This is a genomic window from Phenylobacterium sp. CCH9-H3, from assembly GCF_001557235.1.
In the GTDB taxonomy this organism is placed as follows: domain Bacteria; phylum Pseudomonadota; class Alphaproteobacteria; order Caulobacterales; family Caulobacteraceae; genus Phenylobacterium.
Genome location: NZ_LSJI01000026.1, coordinates 1 through 17,577, shown reverse-complemented (window position 1 = coordinate 17,577; position 17,577 = coordinate 1). Strand labels below are relative to the sequence as shown.

Sequence of the window (17,577 nt, the reverse complement as noted above, 5' to 3'; positions counted from 1 at the left end):
CGGCGCTCCGGGTCAGGCGTTGGGCGGCGCGGGCGTGGGCGCCGGCCTCGCTGAAGTCGCCCGCCAGCAGGCGGTGATCGCGCGCATTGGCCCGCAGCAGGCGGCCGACGTCGAGGCGATCGCCGATTGGGTCTCGCGCGGTGCGGACGCCGGCAACGCGGCCTACTACACGTTCCACACCACCTGGGATCCGCCCTCGGACCTGGCCTTCGCGGCGCTGGGCGCGCGGGACGTCGCGCCCTACATCCTGCGGGTGCGGGCGCTCGGACTGGAAGCCCAGCTCTACGAGGGCGAGATCGCCAATCCCGAGGCCGCGCTGCCCGGCCGCTTCGACTTCGCCTTCGTGCTCGTCTACCTGGCGCCGCTCTTCGTGATCCTCCTGTTCCACGACCTGAGGTCGGGCGAACGGGAGGCGGGACGGCTGGGCGCGCTGGAGACGGCGGCCGGCTCGGCGCGGGCGTTGTGGGCGACGCGAGTGGGGGTGCGCGGTCTGGCGCTCTTCGCGGCCCTGGCCTTGCCGTTCCTCGCGGGCGCCCTCTTCGCCGGCGTCGCGGCCTGGAAGTGGGCGACGGTGCTGGGGCTCGTCCTGTCCTATCTCGCCTTCTGGATCGTGGTCTGCCTTGTGGCCGCCCGGGCCGCGCGCAGCTCGCTCGCCAACGCCATGACTCTGGCGGCGGCGTGGCTGGTGCTGACCCTGATCCTGCCGGCCGTGGGGCATGTGGCGATCAACGCCGCGGTCCCCCTGCGCCAGGGCATGGAGCTCAGCCTGCTGCAGCGCACCGCCGTCCACCGCGCCTGGGACATCCCCAAGTCGCAGACCATGGAGGCCTTCTTCCGCACGCACCCGGAATGGGCGGACACGGCGCCGGTGACGGCGCCCTTCCACTGGAAATGGTACTTCGCCTTCCATCAGGTGGGCGACCAGTCCGCGGCCGGTCTGGCCGGCGCCTATCGCGACGGTGTTCTCGAGCGCGCGGCCATGAGCGGGCGGCTGGGTCAACTGCTGCCGGGCGTCGGCGTGCAGCTCGCCCTGCACCGCCTGGCCGACACCGACCCGCAGGCGCAGATGGCCTACCTGGACCGGATCCGCGGCTTCCACGGCGACCTGCGCCGCTTCTACTACCCCTACATCTTCAACGAACAGCCCTTCGACCGGGACGACTTCGCCCGCGCGCCGGCCTTTCGGCCTCGGCCTCAAGACGAGTCCTGGCCGGCCTCGCCGATCGCCGGCGTCGTCACGGTGACGATCGTTGTCGCCGCCCTGGGCCTGCTGCGGGTCCGCCGCCGCCGGATGTATCGCCCCGCCCAAGCTTGAGATCCGCATGCGTATCGTGAAGCTTGCCTCCGTCCGGGGCCTCGTCGCCGCCTGCGTGTTCGCCGCCCCGGGCGAAGCCCTCGCTCAACGGGTCAATGACAACGCCGTGGCGGGCGCCGACGACGCCTTCGGCGCCAGCATCGGCAACGAGCGGGTGGGCCTCTACAGCAGCAGCGAGGTGCGCGGTTTCTCGCCGATCACGGCCGGCAACATCCGGCTGGAAGGCCTCTATATCGACCGGCCCGCCTCGTTCACGGACCGGCTGGTGGAGAGCAACGTCGTCCGCGTGGGGCTCGCCGCCCAGAGCTACCTCTTCCCGGCGCCTACCGGTGTGGTCGACTTCCGGGTGCGCCCGGCCGGGGACCGTCGGGTGGTCAGCGTCCTGGCGGGCTACGGCCCCATGGGCGGCGGGCGGCTGGAGCTCGACGCTCAGGTCCCGATCACAGAGACCCTGAGCGTCGCGGCCGGCGTCGCTGGCTTCGACGACGAATACGCCAGCGGCGCCGACGCCGTCTTCGGGTCCTACGCCATCGCAGCGCGCTGGCGGCCGGCGGCCGACGTGCTCGTCCTGCCGTTCTGGAGCCGCGTGGATGCCTGGGATCGCGAGACAAGCCCGCTCTACGTGGCCGCGCCAGGGACCATCCCGCCGCGTGTCGCGCGGCGACGCTATGTGGGGCCGGATTGGGCCGACTATCGCAACATCGCCACCAACTACGGTGTCCTCGGCCACGCGCGCCTACCCGGCGGCTTCGACCTCGCCGCGGGTCTGTTCCGGTCGGTCAACGACACCCGCGAGAACCACGCGCACCTTCTCAGGGACGTGCGGCCCGACGGGACGGCCCGTCGCCGGATCAGCCGTGATCCGCGGCAGCAGCTCGCGTCCACGAGCGGCGAGGTGCGGGTCAGCCGCGCCTTCGTGACGGGCGACTGGGCGCATAGGCTGCACGCCTCGGTTCGCGGGCGAAAGCGCGACAGCCGTTACGGTGGCGGCGCGAGCGTTGATTACGGCGCGACGGACGTCGCGGAGGTGTTGGACGTCCCCGAGCCCGCGTTCGCCTTGGGCGCCCGGACCCGCGACAAGGTGGGGCAATGGACCGGCGGGCTGGCCTATGACCTGCGCTGGCAGAACCGCGGCGCCTTGACCGTCGGCCTGCAGCGGACCGACTATCGCAAGACCGTGGGGCGGCCCGACGGCGCCGTGGCGGCGACCGAGGATCCAGCGTGGCTCTACAACGCCGCCGCCTCGTGGACGGTGACCCCGCGCCTCGCCCTCTACGGCAGCGTCACCCGGGGGCTGGAGGAGAGCGGCATCGCGCCCGACAGCGCCGCGAACCGCACCCAGGCCCTGCCCGCGATCATCACCGACCAGTGGGACGCCGGCGCGCGCTGGGTCCTGCCGCAGGACATGCGGCTGGTGACCGGTGTCTTCGATGTGACGAAGCCCTATTTCGCCCCTGACGAGGCGAACGTCTTCCGCCAGCTGGGATCGGTGCGGCATCGTGGCGTCGAGATAAGCCTCACCGGCTCGCCCGTCGAAGGTCTGACGCTGGTGGCCGGCGCCGTGATCATGCGGCCCCGGGTGACGGGCGAGCCGGTGGCGCAGGGTCGGATCGGTCGAAAGCCCGTGGGCCAGACCGAGCGAGTCCTCACCGTGAGCGGGACCTGGGCCCTCCCGGTGGACGGGCTCTCATTGACCTTCGCCGCCAACCATCACGGCCGCCGGGTCGCCGACCAGCTCAACCGCGCCCATGTGCCGGCCGCCACTATTCTCGACGCCGGCCTGCGCTACCGCTTCGATATCGCCGAGACACCGGCCCTTCTGCGCTTTCAGGTGTCCAACCTGACGAACGAATTCGACTGGAAGGTCGTCAGCAGCGGCGCCTTCGAGCTGAACGCGCCCCGGACGGCGACCCTGTTCTTGACACTCGACTTCTGAGGACGACGTCCGCCTGCCTCTCTTCTCCGGAGGGGTCTTGGCCGCCGTCCTTATAAGATTCCCAGAATTGCGCCTCCCGCGCGCGGCGGCATGTTCCCGCCGTGACACGACTGGAGGGAAAGGTGCGATACGAGGCCTTTGACTGGGACTCCGCGCAAGCGGGCCTGCCGATCGACATGGACGGGGCGGCCCCGAACACGCGCGCCCTGACACCGATGGTCTCCGGGGCCGCCCCCGAGGGGACCGGCGAGGGCGAGACTGTAATCGCGCCATCGCCGCCGGCAGCCGAGCCGGCCGAGCCAGTCGTCGCCGGCCCGTGCCTCGACAGCGGCGGGAACGCCCTGGCGGAAGCCGCTTCGGACAGCTTCGGGGCGTGGAGCGCCTGGCTCGGCGACGGCCTCCTCGCCGCGGCGCCGGCCGAGGACATCGACCCGGCGCAGATCCTGCGCGATCGGCCCGACGTCTACGCGGGTTTCTACCGGGACTTCTACGGGCCCAACAACGATCGCAACTCGCCGGCCTGGGTCGACCGTGTCGGCGGCGAGACGCCCGAGGACTACGCGCGCTACTGGTACGAGGCTCACGGGCGTTTCGAGGGCTATACGCCAGGCTCCGGACTCCAGGGCGCACCGGTGGAAGGCGCGGACGAAGCTCCGGCCGGCCGCACGACCATCGATGGCATTCCGCTCTCGAAAATCCTGAGCGATCGCCCGGATGTCTTCCAGGCCTTCTTCACCGAGTACTACGGGCCGAACAACGACCGGAATTCCGACGCCTGGGTCCAGCGCGTGGGCGGCTCCACGGTCGAGGACTACGCCAACTATTGGTACAATGCCCACGGCAAGGTCGGCGGCTACGTTCCGAGCGGATCCGGCGCGGCCCGAGATCCCGCCCCGGATCCGGTCGCGGCGCCCGGCGGGGACGGCGGCCTCGCGCCGCTTCCCGCGGAGGACCCGTCCCTCGATCCTTGGAACCATCCGGCGATCTATCCGGACTGGCAGCCGCCATACCCTGGCTGGCGCCCGCCGTCTGGGGGATCGGGCGACGCGGCCCCGGCGGACGAAATCGCACCGCAGGCCGAAGATCCATTCGTCTATTCCGATCCGGAAGCGCCGATGCTGCGCATCCCGCCCGGACAATCTCTGTTCGACGGCAGCGGCGTCTGACGCCGGCGCCCCGCGATCCGATCATGAGCCTCCCGCTGGGCATCCCAGCCCCACTTTTCAGCGCCCCTTCGCCGGTCAATCCGAAATTCGCGTTCGGCAGCCTTGGCGGGCGGTACGTCCTGCTGGCCTTTCTGCCGCCTCCTGGGCCGGAACGCGACGCGGCCCTGCGGCTGGTCCATGAGAACGCGGCCCTCTTCCGCGACGACCGGATGGTGTTCTTCGGCGTGCTGCCCGACGCGGCGTCCTATGCCGAGGCCCAGAACGAGCCGCCTTGCCGCTGGTTCGCCGACCTGGATGGCGACCTGCGGCGGCTCTACCACGCGGTGGACGCCGATGGCGGCGTGCGTCCGCTGTGGTTCCTGGTCGACCCCATGTTGCGGACCCTGGGCTCGGCGCCGCTCGACCGAGGCGCGGAGATGATGACGCGGCTGGCGCGCCTGGGCGATCCCGACGCCCACGCCGGCGTCCCCGTCCATGCCCCGGTGCTGATCGTTCCCCGCATCTTCGAACCCCAGCTTTGCCGCCGGCTGATCGACTCGTATCACCAGGATGGCGGCGCACCGTCCGGCACCATGGTGGAGCGGGACGGCAAGACGGTCGGCGTCCTCAGCGACTTCAAGCGGCGACGCGACGCGACCATCGCCGACGAGGCCCTTCTCACCGAATGCCGCACTCGCCTCAGGCATAGGCTGCTGCCGGAGATCGAAAAGGCCTTCCAGTTCACCGCCACGCATATCGAGCGCTACATCGTCGCCTGTTACGACGCCGACGACGGCGGGTGGTTCAACGCCCACCGCGACAACACCACGCTCGGTACGGCGCACCGGAAGTTCGCGGTCTCCATCAATCTGAACGCCGACGAGTTCGAGGGGGGCGATCTGCGCTTCCCGGAATTCGGGCGGCGGACCTATCGTCCCCCGACCGGCGGGGCGGTGGTCTTCTCCTGTTCCGTGCTTCACGAGGCGACGCAGGTCACCGGGGGCACACGCTACGCCTTCCTGCCGTTCCTCTACGACCAGGCCGGAGCCGACATCCGGGCCGCGAATCTGCACGCTCTCGAAGTGGCGGAACCGGCCACGCGGGAACCCGAGGCCGCGCCTCGCTGACGGCCGGCGCTCAGCCGTCATCCTCCGGCACGAGACGGTAGCCCAATCCTGGCTCCGTGGTGACCAGCTGGGGCGCCGAGGGCTCGGCCTCCAGCTTCTGCCGCAGCTGCCCCACCAGCACGCGGACGAACTGGGCGTCCACCTGCGCGCCGGCGCCCCAGACCGCGGCGATCAGCTGGCGGTGGGTCACGACTCGCCCGGCATGGCGCGCCAGCACGCGCAGGAGGTCATACTCGCGGGGCGTCAGGTGCACTTCCTGATCCTCGATCGTCACCCGCCGCAGGGCGAAATCGATGGCCAAGTCCGCGGCGCGGAACCGGGCCTGAGAGCGGAAGCGGCGCTCCCGGCCGCGCAGGCTGGCGCGGACCCGGGCGAGCAGTTCCCCGACCCCGACGGGCTTGTTGACGAAGTCGTCCGCGCCTGCATCCAGGGCCGCGATCTTCTCGCTCTCCAGGTCGCGCGCCGACAGCACGATGACCGGAGCGTCCGACCATTCCCGGATCCGGAGGATCACCTGTTTGCCGTCCAGATCCGGCAAGCCGAGATCCAGGATGACGACATCGCAGGGCTCGCCCGCCAGCTGAGTGAGGGCGCCCTCTCCGGTGACGGCGACGTCAACGGCATAGCCGGCCGCCTGGAGCGCGGGAGTGAGGGCGCGGACGATCTGCGGTTCGTCGTCGACCAGGAGGAGGCGTGGACCGCTCACGCCGTCACCGCCTCGAGGCTGAATCGCACGACAAGACCGGCGTCGCCATCGGACCTTTGGCCCGCGACGACCTTGCCGCCCATGACCGTCATGAGACCCCGGCTGATCGACAGGCCAAGGCCCGTGCCCGCCGTGTCCGAGGCGCTGGGCGCGCGGTAGAATTTCTCGAAGATGCGCTCGAAGTCATGCCCAGCGACGCCCGGGCCGCTGTCGGTGACCTCCACGACGATCTGCGCGCCCTCCGTCCTGGCCGCCACCGACACGGCGGAATCCGGCGGCGTATAGCGGAAGGCGTTCTCCACCGCGTTGCCAAGCGCCTGTTCGAACAGCACCGGATCGCCCAGCGCCTCGGGCAGGTCGCCGACGGACGCCGTGGAGATGCAGCGGCGGTGATTGCGATTGCGGCGTTGGAGCGTTCGCTGGATCACCTCGGGCACGTTGAACGGCGCCCTCTGGATCTGCAGGGCGCCCGCTTCCAGCCGGGTCATGTTGAGCAGGTTCGCCACGAAGAGATCGAGCCGCTCCGCCTCCTCCTGGATGGTGGTCACCAGGTCCAGGCGCGTCGCCGCGTCGAAGGTCTCGCCGAAGGCGTCCAAGCTGCTCGCCGACGCCAGGATCGCGGCGAGCGGGGTGCGGAGGTCGTGGGAGATTGAAGACAGGAGGGCGTTGCGGAGGTCTTCGGTCCGCGCGCGGGTCTCGGCTTCCGCCTTGCCGGCCGCGAGCCGCGCCCGTGAGATGGCCGCCGCCCCCGTATCGACCAGGATGTCGAGCACCGTCTGTTCCTCGTCGCTCAACGATCCTCCGCCGAGGGGCCGCCAAGCGACGATTCCGAGAGACGCATCGCCCGCGCTGAGCGCTCGCAGGCTCCAGCCGTTCAACTGCTGCGTGGCGCGCCCCAGAGCGGAGCTGCGGCCCTCCGCCGCCCGCAGCATGCGCACCGCATCGTCCGTCAGCTTGGCGGCCGGCGCGCTGACGTAGCTTGGCCCGTCGTGCACCGCCGCCTCGCCGCGCGCCGCGCGGGCCATGTGATGCGCCAGCCGTGCGCGGATGAAGGCCTCGTCCGAGCTGGCGGAGAACTCTCGCGTCGCGTCCAGGAGCGCGCCGTTGACTCGCTGCCGCGCCTTGGCTCGGGCGGCTTCGTCCCGCACCCGGCCCGTCAACAGGCCGGTGAGCGCGGACACCGCCAGGAACATCATCAGGACGTTGAAGTCGTCCGGCGATCCGAACGTGAACTGGAACCTTGGGTCTACGAGGAAGAAATAGGCGAAGAAGGCGGCGGCGGCGGCGAGATAGGCGGGCCCGGAACCCAGGAGAAAGGCCGCCAGCAGCACCCCGGCGATGAAGATGCTCGAGAGCCGGTCGCTTCCCGTAAGCCTGTAGACCAGTTCGGCGACGCCCGTGGTCAGGGCGATGATGGGAATCACGGCCGCATAGCGCAGCGTCTGGCGGAGCGCCGCTTTCAGCCGACTTCCATCGTCGGGTTCGGAAGACACCCACCACATGCGTTCACGTTCCCCAAGGGCCGGCTGGCGTCAATTATGCCGTCCTTACGAGGTCTGGCGGATGGCCGCCCTTATAAGTTCCTTATGCTTGGCTGTGCCGGCGCTTGGGGTGATGACGTCGTGGAAGGCTCGCCTCGACCGGGGCGTTCGCGAGCCCCCCAAGCCTGCTCCCCGGGAGGGCGAGCCTTCAACGGAGGTTCGATGGATCGAGAGCCGGCGCTGCTGCGCGCGCAAGACTGATCGTGCTGACCGGCGCTCAGGAACACGCCGGCTCCTTTTCCAACCGGGGCGCTCAAGATGAACAAGTCCATTCATATCCTTCTGGCGGCTGCCGCCGCATCGGCGTTGCTCGCGGGTTGCGCCACCCGCGCGAAGGGGCCACCGGTCCAGGACCTGGCGGAGGCCGGGGCGCAGCCGGGCGCGGTGCCCGCCGCCGCCGATCCGCTCCCGGGCCCGGCGGTCCAGAGCGCTCAACAGCTGTTGGCCGCCGCGGCCGGTGACCGGGTGTACTTCGCGCTCGACAGCGACCATCTGGACGGCGAAGCACGCGAAACGTTGCGGCGCCAGGCGGACTGGCTCGCCGCAAACCCCGGCGTCCGCGCACGCATCGAAGGCAACGCCGACGAGCGGGGCACACGCGAATACAACCTGGCGCTGGGCGCACGGCGCGCGGCGGCCGCACGCCAGGCCCTGATCGCCGCGGGAGTCGCGTCCTCTCGGGTCGAAACCATCTCCTTCGGCAAGGAACGGCCCCTGGATCCGGGCTCCAACGAGGAGGCCTGGGCCCGGAACCGCAATGCCGGGACGGTGGTCATCGAGCTGGCCTCGCCGTGAGCCCGGAGGACTGCCGCCAACTCAGGCTCAGCCTCGGCGTGACGGCGTATGAGCTGGCCCGCCAGGCGGGGATCGTGGAGCGCACCGTCGTGCGGTTCGAAGCGGGGTTGGCCCAGCCACGGCCGGTGACGCTTGTCGCGCTGCGCAAGGCTTTCCGCCGGCTGTCGCCATCGTACGCTCGGGAGGCGTGAACGTCGCACCCGCCCGGGCGCGCTGTTGGGGTGCTGCTCCGCCCAGCGCCGCCAGGCGCGAACCGCCGAGGAGCCACGACCTTGGACGCCTAAACGCCGCCAAGCACCAACGACGAGCTTCGCCCGGGCGGCGCCTTCGCGGCGGGCGACGGGGGCGGATGGAATGTCCGCATCCCGAATGGCGGCGATGTCCGGAGGTGGCGCACGGGGCGCCAGCCCCAGAACTTGCGTCCTTCTGGCTCTCCCGAACAGGCCTGTGCGTCCGCCCGGACCCTGCGTCAGACGTCCACTTCGGCGTCCAGGGCGTTCTCCTGGATGAACTCGCGGCGCGGTTCGACCAGGTCGCCCATCAGGCGGGTGAACATGTCGTCGGCGTCGTCGGCGTGGTTCACGCGCACCTGCAGCAGGGTGCGGGCCTCCACGTCCAGGGTGGTTTCCCAAAGCTGCTCGGCGTTCATCTCGCCGAGGCCCTTGTAGCGCTGGATGGAGAGGCCGCGGCGGCCGTTGTCCATGACGGCGGCGACCAGGTCGAGCGGGCCACGCACCTTGGCCGTGCGGTCCTTGCGGGTGAAGGTGGCCACGCCCGAGAACACCTGGGCCAGGTCCTTGGACCGTTCCGCCAGGCGCCGCGCGTCGGCGGCGTGCAGCAACAGGTCGTCCAGCACCACGCGCTCGGACACGCCGCGCTTCACGCGGCTGAACGCGAAGCCGCCGGTGGCCGCCTTCTCGCCCGACCACGGCCCGTCGCCCTCCTCGGCGTAGAGGTTGAGGCGCGCAGCCGCGGCGGCGGGGTCGCCGCCCTCGGCCAGGAGGCCCGCCATGGCCGCCTGTTCGATAGCGAAGGCGGGGGCGCGGGCGGCCAGGCGCTCGATGTTGGCCTTGGCCCCGCGGGCGGTCTGGACCAGCGCCAGCAGATCCGCGCCCGTCAGGCGCTCGCCGCTGGGCAGATCCAGGGTCGCGCCGTCGACGCCCTCATCGATCAGGTAGATCTCGAGCTCGGCGTCGTCCTTCAGGTAGCGGACCGACTTGCCCTTGGCCGCCTTATAGAGCGGCGGCTGGGCGATATAGAGGTAGCCCCGCTCGATCACCTCCGGCATCTGCCGGTAGAAGAAGGTGAGCAGCAGGGTCCGGATGTGGGCGCCGTCCACGTCGGCGTCCGTCATGATGACGATCTTGTGGTAGCGCAGCTTCTCGATGTCGAAGTCGTCGCGGCCGATGCCGGCGCCCAGGGCGGTGATCAGCGTGCCCACCTGGTCCGACGACAGCATCTTGTCGAAGCGGGCGCGCTCCACGTTCAAGATTTTGCCGCGCAGGGGCAGGATCGCCTGATTGTCGCGGTTGCGGGCCTGCTTGGCCGAACCGCCGGCCGAGTCGCCCTCCACCAGGAAGATCTCGGACTTGGCCGGATCCTTCTCGGAACAGTCGGCCAGCTTGCCGGGCAGGGAGGTGATGTCGAGCGCCGACTTGCGCCGGGTCAGTTCGCGGGCCTTGCGGGCCGCTTCGCGGGCGGCGGCGGCCTCGGCGATCTTCTGGACGATCATCTTCGCTTCGTTCGGGTGCTCCTCGAACCAGGTCGAGAGGCCTTCCGAGACGAGGTTTTCCACCGCCGGGCGCACTTCCGAGCTGACCAGCTTGTCCTTGGTCTGGGACGAGAACTTGGGGTCCGGAACCTTGACCGACAGCACGCAGGTCAGGCCCTCACGCGCGTCCTCGCCCGAGACAGAGACCTTCTCGCGCTTGGCCGCGCCGGAGCTCTCGGCATAGCCGGTGATGATCCGCGTCAGCGCCGAGCGGAAGGCCGCCAGGTGGGTGCCGCCGTCGCGCTGGGGGATGTTGTTCGTGAAGCAGAGGACGTTCTCGTGGTAGCCGTCGTTCCACCAGAGCGACAGGTCCAGCTCCACGTTCTCCTTCTTGCCCCGCACCACGATGGGCGTCTTCATCAGCGGAGTCTTGGCCTTGTCGAGGTGGCGCACGAAGGCCTCGATGCCGCCCTCGTAGTGCATGACCTCCTCGAACGGCTCGGCCTCGCGGAAGTCCTTGAGCCAGATGGTCACGCCCGAGTTCAGGAACGCCAGTTCGCGCAGGCGGTGCTCCAGCGTCTTCCGGTCGAATTCGATGAAGGCGAACGTCTGGGCCGAGGGGAAGAAGGTGACCTCGGTGCCCGACAGCGGCAGGCCGTTCTCGCGCATCGGCGCATCGCCCGTCTCCTTCAGCGGCGCGACGGAGTCCCCGTGCCGGAACTCCATCTCGTAGCTCTTGCCGCCGCGATAGATCTTCAGCTTCAGGAACTCGGAGAGGGCGTTCACCACCGACACGCCCACGCCGTGCAGGCCGCCCGAGACCTTGTAGCTGTTCTGGTCGAACTTACCGCCCGCGTGCAGCTGGGTCATGATGACCTCGGCCGCCGAAACGCCCTCGCCCTCGTGGATGTCCACCGGGATGCCGCGGCCGTCGTCGGTGACGGTCACCGAGCCGTCGGCGTTCAGGATCACCTCGACCCGCGTGGCCCAGCCGGCCAGGGTCTCGTCGATGGCGTTGTCCACCACCTCGTAGACCATGTGGTGCAGGCCCGAACCGTCGTCGGTGTCGCCAATGTACATGCCCGGACGCTTGCGCACCGCGTCCAGGCCCTTCAGCACCTTGATCGATTCCGCGCCGTATTCGGCCTGGCCGTTCGTCTCGTTCTCTTCGCTCATCTTGCGTCCAGCTGAGGCGCTTCGTTCGAGGTTCGGATCGCATGATCCGGAGCGCCTGGTGGCAGGCCGTTCGCGCTTGGCGCGGAGCCTAAAATCCGATGCCTTCCTATATAGGGTTCCCGGCTGATTCTGCACGCTTTTCGGCGTGTGCCAGGCGCCGGCTTCTCAGGGCGCCTCCGCAAGCCCCGATGCATCCACCCTGAACCCCTGAGCGCGGCCGCTCAGGCCCTCGAACAGCATCTCGTCGGTGCCGGTCAGGAAGGCCTGCAGGCCCAGGGCCTCGATCTCGTCGAAGAGGGCGGCGCGGCGGCGGGCGTCGAGGTGGGCGGCCACCTCGTCCAGCAACAGGATCGGCGACGGGGCCTGGGCGCGGGCGAGGCGGGCGGCCTGGGCCAGGACCAGGTTGAGGATCAGGGCCTTCTGCTCGCCCGTGGAGCACTCGGCGGCGGCGCGGTCCTTCTCGGCATGGATCACCGACAGGTCGCCGCGGTGCGGGCCGGTGAGCGCGCGGCCGGCGGCGGCGTCCCGCTCGCGCGCGGCGGCCAGGGCGCGGGCCAGGCGCGCCTCGATCTCGGTGAACTCGGCGCCCTCGCGGGCCAGCGTCTCCCACTCTCCGGTGAGGGCCAGGCGCGCCTGGGGGAACGGCCGCTCGCCGCGAGTGGCTATCTCGGCGGCCAGGGCTGCCAGGGTGCGGGCCCGGGCCTCGGCCATCAGGGTTCCCGCCTCGGCCAGGCGGGCCTCGAGGGCGTCGAGCCACGCTGGATCGGGCGGCCCGTCGGTCAAGAGGCGCATCCGCTCGCGCATCGCCTTCTCATAGGCCTGGACGTGGGCGGCGTGGGCGGGCTCGGCGGCGAACACCAGGCGGTCGAAGAAGCGGCGACGGTCGGCGGCGCCTTCCAGGAACAGGCGATCCTGGGCGGGGGTAAGCCAGACTTGGCGGACATGCTCGGCCAGGCGCCCGGGCGGCGCGGGCTCGCCCTCCACCCGCACGACCCGCCGCGAGGCGCCGGCCTGCTCGACCCCGGTGCCGAGCCGCGTCTCCTCGCCGTCCGCGCGCAGGGTCACCGACACCGCCCAGGCGCGCCCCAAAGGCTCACCCGGCATCCGTCGGCCCACCTCGGCCAGGCTGGAGCCCCGCAGGCCGCGACCGGGGATCAGGAAGCTGACGGCTTCCAAGAGGTTGGTCTTGCCCGCCCCATTCGGCCCCGCCAGCCAGACGGGCCGCCCGTCCAGCACGAGCTCGGCCGTCGCGTAGGACCGGAAGTCGGTCAGGGCCAGGCGTGTGAGGGCCGTCGAGGTCACGTGCGGCTCTTAGCGGGTTTCGCCGGCCAGGGCGAAGGCCCATGCCGTCATCCGTTCATGTCCGGATTCCGCCAGCGGCATGTCACGGACCACCCCATATCGCCGTCCTGGGATCGAGATCAGTCAAGGGGACCCCATGAGCCAGACCGCCAAAGCCGAACGCTTCCGCAAGCTGCACGAGGGACCCGACGTGTTGGTCCTGCCCAACGCCTGGGACGCCGCAAGCGCGGCGGTCATGGCCGACGCCGGGGCCAAGGCGGTGGCCACGTCGTCCGCCGCCGTGGCCTGGGCGCATGGCTATCCCGACGGCGACGTGCTGCCGATGGATCTGGTCGTCGCGACGATCGCCGCGGCGGCGAAGGCGGCGGGCGACGTTCCCCTGACCGCCGACATCGAGGGCGGCTTCACCGACGATCTGGACGTGCTGTCGGCCAATATCGCCCGCGTGATCGAGGCCGGCGCTGTAGGGATCAACATCGAGGACGGCGGCCGCGACCCGGCCTTGCACGCCCGCAAGATCGCCGCCGTGCGCGCGCAGGCCGAGCGGCAGGGCGCCTCCCTGTTCATCAACGCCCGCACCGACGTCTACCTGCGCGGGCTGGCCGAGGGCGAGGCGGCCTACGAGGAGTCGGTGAAGCGCGCGGCGCTCTACGCGGACGCCGGCGCGGACGGGATCTTCGTGCCCGGCCCCGCGGACCCCGTGCTGATCGGACGGCTGGCGGCGGCGATCCCGAGGCCGCTGAATGTCATGGGCCGGACCGGCGTGCCCGCCGCCGCCGAACTGAAGGCCCTCGGCGTACGCCGCCTGAGCTCCGCGATCAGCCCCTTCCGCATCGCCTACGCCGCAATGGGCCGGGCGGTGGAGGACTTCCTGCGCGACGGCGACGCGGACGCCCTGTCCCGCGCCGGCGACGGGGCCCCGAACCTGCAGGGCCGGTTCAGCCAGGACGCCTGACCCGCGGCGGCGCGAGACAGGCGACGCACAGATCGGCCCCGCGCGGCAGATGACCTGCGGCGCGCGGGGCCCTATCTTGGAGCCATGACCGACACGCTCGACGCCGCCGCCCCGCCCCTTCCCGACGTCGATCGGCCGAACACCCAGGATGGACCGGCGATCCGGCTCTATCTGGTCGACGGCTCGGGCTTCATCTTCCGCGCCTTCCACGCCCTGCCGCCCCTGACCCGCAAGACCGACGGCCTGCCCGTCGGCGCGGTCTCGGGCTTCTGCAACATGATCTGGAAGCTCTTGGTGGACATGAAGACGTCCGCCGAGGCGCCGACCCACCTGGCGGTGGTGTTCGACCACTCCGAACAGACGTTCCGCAACAAGCTCTACGACAAGTACAAGGCCCATCGGCCCCCGCCGCCCGAGGACCTGGTCCCGCAGTTCCCGCTGGTGCGGGAAGCCACGAAGGCGTTCGGCGTCCCGTGCCTCGAACTGCCTGGCTACGAGGCCGACGACATCATCGCCGCCTATGCCTGCAAGGTCCGCGACATGGGCGGCGAGGTGATGATCGTCTCGTCCGACAAGGACCTGATGCAGTTGGTCGGCGACCGCGTCTTCATGCTCGACACCATGAAGAACGTAAGGATCGGAATTGAACAGGTCGCCGAAAAATTCGGCGTTACGCCCGACAAGGTCGTCGATGTGCAAGCGCTCTGCGGCGATTCGGTCGACAATGTGCCTGGTGCCCCCGGGATCGGCATCAAGACCGCATCCGCCCTGATCAACGAATACGGCGACCTCGACACGCTTCTGGCCCGCGCCGGCGAGATCAAGCAGCAGAAGCGACGCCAGACCCTCATCGAGTTCGCTGACCAGATCCGGCTCTCGCGCCAGCTTGTGCAGCTCGACTGCGACACGCCGCTGCCCGAGCCCATCGACGCGCTGGCGGTCGACGATCCGGACCCTGCCGAGCTGCAGGCCTTCCTGGAGAAGATGGAGTTCCGCACGCTGGCCCGCCGGATCGGCGACGGTAAGGCAGGCTCGGCCGGCGGCATCGCCGCGCCGGCGACCCCGGCTCCCGAGGCCAAGGCCCGCCCGGCGCCGCAGCACGGCGCCATCGACGTCAACGCCTACCAGTGCGTCCGCGACCTGGCCGCGCTCGACGACTGGATCGCCCGGGCCTACGCTGCCGGGATCGTCGCGTTCGACACCGAGACCGACGCCCTCGGCGCCACCAGCGCCAACCTGTGCGGGGTCAGCCTGGCCGTGGCGCCCGGCGAGGCCTGCTACATCCCCGTCGGCCACGCCCACGAGGGCGAGGGCGGGCTGGAGCTCGAGGCGCCCGCCGACCTGACCCAGATCCCGATCGACGAAGCCATGGCGCGGCTGAAGCCGCTGCTGGAGGACCCGGCGATCCTCAAGGTGGCCCAGAACGCCAAGTACGACATGGCCGTGCTCTCCCGCTACGGGATCGAGGTTGGCCCCATCGACGACACCATGCTGATCTCGTTCACACTGGAGGGCGGCCTGCACAAGAGCCACGGCATGGATGAGCTCTCCATGCGCCTGCTTGAGCATCAACCGATCAGCTTCAAAACCGTGGCGGGGACGGGCAAGGGCCAGAAGAGCTTCAAGCACGTCGAGCTGGGCGCGGCGACCTGCTACGCGGCCGAGGACGCCGATGTCACCCTGCGCATCTGGGAGCACCTGAAGCCGCGCCTCGTCGAGGAGAAGCTCGCCACAGTCTACGAGACGGTGGAGCGGCCGATGCCGCAGGTGCTGGTGGATATGGAGCTTGCGGGGATCAAGGTCGATCCCGAGCGCCTGCGCCAGCTCTCCAACGACTTCTCCGTCCGCATGGCCGAGCTGGAGGCCGAGGCCCACCGCGTGGCCGGCCGACCCTTCAACCTGGGCTCGCCGAAGCAGATCGGCGACATCCTCTTCAACGAGATGGGCATCGCCTCGGGCAAGACCACCGCCACGGGCGCCCAGTCCACCGACGCGTCTCTCCTCGAAGACCTGGCCGCCCAGGGTCACGAGTTGCCGCGCATCCTACTGGACTGGCGCCAGCTCTCGAAACTGAAAGGTACGTACACCGACAACCTGGTCGCCGCGATCAATCCGGGCACCAACCGGGTGCACACCTCCTACAGCTTGGCCGCCGCCACGACCGGCCGCCTCGCCTCGAGCGATCCGAACCTGCAGAACATCCCGATCCGCACGGAGGAAGGCCGCAAGATCCGCAAGTGCTTCATCGCCGAGCCGGGCAAGGTGCTGATCAGCGCCGACTATTCCCAGATCGAGCTGCGCCTGCTGGCCCACATCGGCGACATCCCGCAGCTGAAGAAGGCTTTCGCCGACGGCCTGGACATCCACGCCATGACCGCCTCCGAGATGTTCGGCGTGCCGGTGGAGGGCATGCCCGCCGAGACCCGCCGCCGCGCCAAGGCGATCAATTTCGGCATCGTCTACGGCATCTCGGCCTTCGGCCTCGCCAACCAGCTCTCGATCCCGCGGGAGGAGGCGGGCGCCTATATCAAGACCTACTTCGAGCGCTTCCCCGGCATCCGGACCTACATGGATCGCATGCAGCAGCAGGTCCGCAGCCAGGGCTTCGTCACGACCATCTTCGGCCGCAAGGTCCACATCCCGGCGGCGCGCGGGAAATCCCAGGCCGAACGGGCCTTCGCCGACCGCGCCGCGATCAATGCGCCGATCCAGGGTGCGGCCGCCGACGTCATGCGCCGCGCCATGATCCGCATGCCGGGCGCCCTGCGCGAGGCGGGCCTGACGGCCAAGATGCTGCTGCAGGTGCACGACGAACTGGTCTTCGAGGCGCCCGAGGCCGAAGCAGACGCCGTCATCGCCGTCGCCCGCCGGATCATGGAGCGCGCCGCCGAACCGGCCCTGCAGATCTCCGTCCCCCTCGTCGTCGAAGCCCGCGCCGCCACCAACTGGGACGACGCGCACTGAGGGCGGAGTGTCTGAAGAAGGTTCCTGGTGGAGCCGAGGGGAGTCGAACCCCTGACCTCCTCATTGCGAACGAGGCGCTCTACCAACTGAGCTACGGCCCCAGGAAGGCGCGGAATAAGGCGATCTGGCCCCCGCCTGTCAAGCCGGGATAATGAGCGTCGCCTTGTCACAGCCGCAAAGGCCGGTAGAACCGCCCCTATGATCAGCTTTCTCTACTTCGTGATCGACGGCCTCCTGGGGCTCCTGGTCTTGGCGATCATCGTCAGCGCGATCCTGTCGTGGCTGGTGGCGTTCAACGTGATCAACCTGCGCAACCAGTTCGTCTATGGCGTGGCGCGGTTCCTGGACGCCGTGACCACGCCCGTTCTGCGACCGTTCCAGCGTATTATCCCGCCGCTGGGCGGCGTGGACATCAGCCCGATCATCGTGATCCTGATCCTCCAGGGCGCGCGCGCCTACCTGCTGCCTTGGCTGTTCCGGCCGCTGATCGGCCTGATCGGCTGACCCGCCTCGCTGTCCGGGTGACGCCGCGCGGCGGCCGCGATGCGGTTGACGGCTGGATGACCGACGCCGAGGGCCGGCCCGTCCTGAAGCTTCGGGTGAGCGCGGCCGCCGCCGACGGCGCCGCCAACGCCGCGGTGATCGCGCTGGTGGCCAAGACGCTGAAGCTCCCCAAATCGGCGGTGCGCATCGCCAGCGGCGAGACGGCCCGCGTCAAGCGGCTGGAGATCGAGGCGACCGAGGCTGACCTGGTCGACGCGTTCGGGAACCCTCCCTGACATCAAATGTTATAGCGGCGGTCATCCAACGACTTGCCTGTCGGACACGGATGGCCCGGATCGGCCCGGCCCACACCCCTGGCATCCCCCCGACCGAGGTCGGGGGGATGCCAGGGGTGTGGGCC

General features: G+C 70.1%; 14 protein-coding genes and 1 tRNA gene. 10 read left to right on the top strand and 5 right to left on the bottom strand.

Features of this window, described 5'->3' with window-relative positions:
- The 4 genes from AX721_RS02265 to AX721_RS02250 all read left to right on the top strand — a co-directional run.
- Nucleotides 1-1,315 (top strand): DUF3526 domain-containing protein (locus tag AX721_RS02265; protein ID WP_068874347.1); only part of this gene is annotated, 1,315 nt, incomplete at its 5' end.
- Between the two features lie 7 nt (nucleotides 1,316-1,322).
- Nucleotides 1,323-3,251, top strand: coding sequence for a TonB-dependent receptor domain-containing protein (locus AX721_RS02260; protein ID WP_068874343.1), 1,929 nt, complete (start codon nucleotides 1,323-1,325; stop codon nucleotides 3,249-3,251).
- Nucleotides 3,252-3,373: 122 nt separating this feature from the next.
- Nucleotides 3,374-4,417 (top strand): hypothetical protein, encoded by a 1,044-nt coding sequence (locus tag AX721_RS02255; RefSeq protein ID WP_068874341.1) that lies wholly within the window; start codon nucleotides 3,374-3,376, stop codon nucleotides 4,415-4,417.
- A 23-nt stretch (nucleotides 4,418-4,440) separates the two neighbouring features.
- Nucleotides 4,441-5,523 (top strand): 2OG-Fe(II) oxygenase, encoded by a 1,083-nt coding sequence (locus tag AX721_RS02250; protein WP_068874339.1) that lies wholly within the window; start codon nucleotides 4,441-4,443, stop codon nucleotides 5,521-5,523.
- 10 nt (nucleotides 5,524-5,533) lie between these two features.
- Here the strand turns inward: AX721_RS02250 and AX721_RS02245 are convergent, their stop codons facing one another.
- Together AX721_RS02245 and AX721_RS02240 are read right to left on the bottom strand one after the other, a co-directional pair.
- Nucleotides 5,534-6,229, bottom strand: a complete 696-nt coding sequence (locus tag AX721_RS02245) for a response regulator (RefSeq protein ID WP_068874338.1) — start codon at nucleotides 6,227-6,229, stop codon at nucleotides 5,534-5,536.
- The gene (locus AX721_RS02240; RefSeq protein WP_068874336.1) at nucleotides 6,226-7,731 is read right to left on the bottom strand and encodes an ATP-binding protein; all 1,506 of its coding nucleotides are present in this window, start codon (nucleotides 7,729-7,731) and stop codon (nucleotides 6,226-6,228) included. Before AX721_RS02240 ends, AX721_RS02245 begins: the two co-directional genes overlap by 4 nt.
- Before the next feature lie 297 nt (nucleotides 7,732-8,028).
- Here AX721_RS02240 and pal point away from each other — a divergent pair, with 297 nt between their 5' ends.
- Together pal and AX721_RS02230 are read left to right on the top strand one after the other, a co-directional pair.
- Nucleotides 8,029-8,565, top strand: coding sequence for a peptidoglycan-associated lipoprotein Pal (gene pal / locus AX721_RS02235; RefSeq protein ID WP_068874334.1), 537 nt, complete (start codon nucleotides 8,029-8,031; stop codon nucleotides 8,563-8,565).
- Nucleotides 8,562-8,756, top strand: a complete 195-nt coding sequence (locus AX721_RS02230) for a helix-turn-helix domain-containing protein (RefSeq protein WP_068874333.1) — start codon at nucleotides 8,562-8,564, stop codon at nucleotides 8,754-8,756. The genes pal and AX721_RS02230 overlap by 4 nt, the downstream gene beginning before the upstream one ends.
- Nucleotides 8,757-9,034: 278 nt before the next feature.
- On the opposite strand, the gene gyrB is transcribed toward AX721_RS02230, so the two are convergent.
- Complete coding sequence (gene gyrB / locus AX721_RS02225; protein WP_068874331.1) at nucleotides 9,035-11,452, bottom strand: DNA topoisomerase (ATP-hydrolyzing) subunit B; 2,418 nt, start codon at nucleotides 11,450-11,452, stop codon at nucleotides 9,035-9,037.
- Nucleotides 11,453-11,617: 165 nt separating this feature from the next.
- Nucleotides 11,618-12,754, bottom strand: coding sequence for a DNA replication/repair protein RecF (recF, locus tag AX721_RS02220; protein WP_068874329.1), 1,137 nt, complete (start codon nucleotides 12,752-12,754; stop codon nucleotides 11,618-11,620).
- A gap of 136 nt (nucleotides 12,755-12,890) precedes the next feature.
- Here recF and AX721_RS02215 point away from each other — a divergent pair, with 136 nt between their 5' ends.
- Both AX721_RS02215 and polA read left to right on the top strand, forming a co-directional pair.
- Nucleotides 12,891-13,709 (top strand): isocitrate lyase/phosphoenolpyruvate mutase family protein, encoded by an 819-nt coding sequence (locus tag AX721_RS02215; RefSeq protein WP_068874327.1) that lies wholly within the window; start codon nucleotides 12,891-12,893, stop codon nucleotides 13,707-13,709.
- 84 nt (nucleotides 13,710-13,793) lie between these two features.
- On the top strand, nucleotides 13,794-16,673 hold the full coding sequence (polA, locus tag AX721_RS02210; protein ID WP_068874326.1) for a DNA polymerase I: 2,880 nt from the start codon (nucleotides 13,794-13,796) through the stop codon (nucleotides 16,671-16,673).
- Nucleotides 16,674-16,698: 25 nt separating this feature from the next.
- On the opposite strand, the gene AX721_RS02205 is transcribed toward polA, so the two are convergent.
- Nucleotides 16,699-16,774: transfer RNA gene (locus tag AX721_RS02205), tRNA-Ala, on the bottom strand.
- A 97-nt stretch (nucleotides 16,775-16,871) separates the two neighbouring features.
- Here AX721_RS02205 and AX721_RS02200 point away from each other — a divergent pair.
- Together AX721_RS02200 and AX721_RS02195 are read left to right on the top strand one after the other, a co-directional pair.
- A complete protein-coding gene (locus tag AX721_RS02200) occupies nucleotides 16,872-17,177 on the top strand; it encodes a YggT family protein (protein ID WP_068874324.1) in 306 nt (101 codons plus the stop codon).
- Nucleotides 17,174-17,452, top strand: a complete 279-nt coding sequence (locus AX721_RS02195) for a DUF167 family protein (protein ID WP_068874345.1) — start codon at nucleotides 17,174-17,176, stop codon at nucleotides 17,450-17,452. Before AX721_RS02200 ends, AX721_RS02195 begins: the two co-directional genes overlap by 4 nt.
- Nucleotides 17,453-17,577 lie beyond the last annotated feature (125 nt).